Genomic DNA, 1,920 nt, shown 5'->3' on the forward strand with positions numbered 1-1,920 from the left:
CACAGGTGTCATTCCCTGCGGGCCGGATTTTTGCAATCATTTCTCAAAGAAACCCTTGCAGCCGTCATTAAACCACGCGTCGAAAGAATCCTTCCGTACGCGCAGACTTTTGCCAATGCGCATCACCACAAACGGTTCACCCGTATCGGCGGCACGGCTTAACAACTCATAGGTATTGGTTCCGCCAAGTTTGAGCATATCCATAACCTCTTTCGCTGTGTATACCCGTTGTTCCATAGGGCAATTCTCCTTTCTTTATATTTTGTATTTATAATTTAGGTAGACTCAAAATTGAGTTTCAAGAAAACATCATCAAAAAGGAGAATTTTTATGAAACACCCATCTCAGTACCACATTCAAAAGCGTAAAGACGGCAGATATACAGTTACCGTCATGCACAAAGGCAAACGGCAAACCGTTTACGGAAGAACGAAAAAGGAAACACTCGAAAAACTAACCAAAGTAGTAAAAGAAATTCAATATGCCAAAATTCACAATCTGCAAAACTTTTCTGCCTCCTCCACTACCCTGTCCGCCTGGGCTACCGAATGTGTGGAAACATACTCCAAGGAATATGTTCGCGGCAGCACCTATTACGGCTACAAGAATATCATCAATCGGCATCTTGGCGAGTTGGGTAACAAACGCCTTGCAGACATCACCAATCTAATGATTCAAAGCCATCTCTTATCACTGAAGAATGTAGAAACCGGAGAAAAGCTCAGTCTAAAAATGCTAACAAGCGTCCGCAACTTTATCTCCCTTGTTTTTAACTACGCCATACAAAACCGTATGCTAAACTACAATCCCGTTCAAGGCGTAAAGCTGCCAAAGCAAAGCCGCAGTCCTGCACGCGCACTGACTGTAACAGAGCAAAAACGGTTAGAGACTGCCGCAAGAGAATCTGAGCGACTTCTGATGTTTGCCGTGATTCTGGATCTGTATACCGGCATTCGCAAAGGCGAGCTCCTGGCACTTCAGTGGAAAGATATTGATTTCAAAAAAGGCTGTATCAGTGTCTCAAAACAACTGACTCGACATCACAGTAAATACGACAGCTCACATCCATCCATACTGGATATCGCCCCACCCAAAACGGAGGCCTCTATCCGCAAGGTCTATATATTTGATGCTTTAAAAACGGAACTTCAAGCTTACAAAGAGAAAGCAATTTCCTGGAAGGAGGAACATGGATATCAGCACAGCGAGGACGATTTTCTGTTCTTCAGTCGCAAGAACACGCCCATTGAACCCAGAAGATTTTATCAGTATTATCGGGAGCTGCTGGATGTTGCAGACATTGAAGATGCCACCTTTCACACCCTGCGGCACACCTTTGCCACAAGATGTTTGGAAGCCGGAATCGATATTGTAACAGTATCGAAACTCTTAGGGCATGCAGATTCCAAAGTGACCGCAAATACATATTCCCACCTTCTACCCGAGTATCAGAAGAAGGAAATCAGGAAGATTTCAAAACTATTTCGAGCATAAAAATGGGCACCGAGCTTGTTAAATCTCGGTGCCCATTTTATTTCTAAAATTTACATCAAATTTACGGTCAAGCTCAAACCCTATATTGCCAAAATGTTCGCTTTTTTCGCTATTTTCTTGCAAAACCGGACAATTTGGTACCAAATGATACGCGTTGGTACCGCTTGGTACCAACGACCATGCGGTTAACAGTTGTAGGGTCCTTTTTTTATGCCATTTACATGGATTTATATGGACTTATGGGGCGATTTTTAACCTAAAAAACGCACTTTTCCATTATCTCAACCTGCAAACAACACCGCATTTCCCCTGTATTTCCAACACTTTTTCACTCTAAAAAGCGGAGCCACTAAGAAATCAACATATGCTCTACCCTCTTTTTTGATGCAAAAAACGATACAAAAATTATTATTTCTGAGAAAAATG

Annotated in this window: 2 protein-coding genes; one reads left to right on the forward strand and one right to left on the reverse strand. The window is 42.4% G+C overall.

Features of this window, described 5'->3' with window-relative positions; genetic code table 11:
• Positions 1 to 36: 36 nt before the first annotated feature.
• Entirely contained in the window at positions 37 to 237 is a 201-nt protein-coding gene (locus IKL48_03095; protein MBR3603659.1) for a helix-turn-helix domain-containing protein, read from the reverse strand.
• A gap of 93 nt (positions 238 to 330) precedes the next feature.
• Here IKL48_03095 and IKL48_03100 point away from each other — a divergent pair, with 93 nt between their 5' ends.
• The gene (locus IKL48_03100; protein MBR3603660.1) at positions 331 to 1,494 is read left to right on the forward strand and encodes a site-specific integrase; all 1,164 of its coding nucleotides are present in this window, start codon (positions 331 to 333) and stop codon (positions 1,492 to 1,494) included.
• Positions 1,495 to 1,920: the final 426 nt, after the last annotated feature.

Source organism: Elusimicrobiaceae bacterium (genome assembly GCA_017520185.1).
In the GTDB taxonomy this organism is placed as follows: Bacteria; Elusimicrobiota; Elusimicrobia; order Elusimicrobiales; family Elusimicrobiaceae; genus Avelusimicrobium.

Bases quoted from the DNA above. Each gene is read 5' to 3' on its own strand.
- IKL48_03095 (MBR3603659.1), bottom strand. From the start codon at position 237: ATGGAACAACGGGTATACACAGCGAAAGAGGTTATGGATATGCTCAAA.
- IKL48_03100 (MBR3603660.1), top strand. From the start codon at position 331: ATGAAACACCCATCTCAGTACCACATTCAAAAGCGTAAAGACGGCAGA.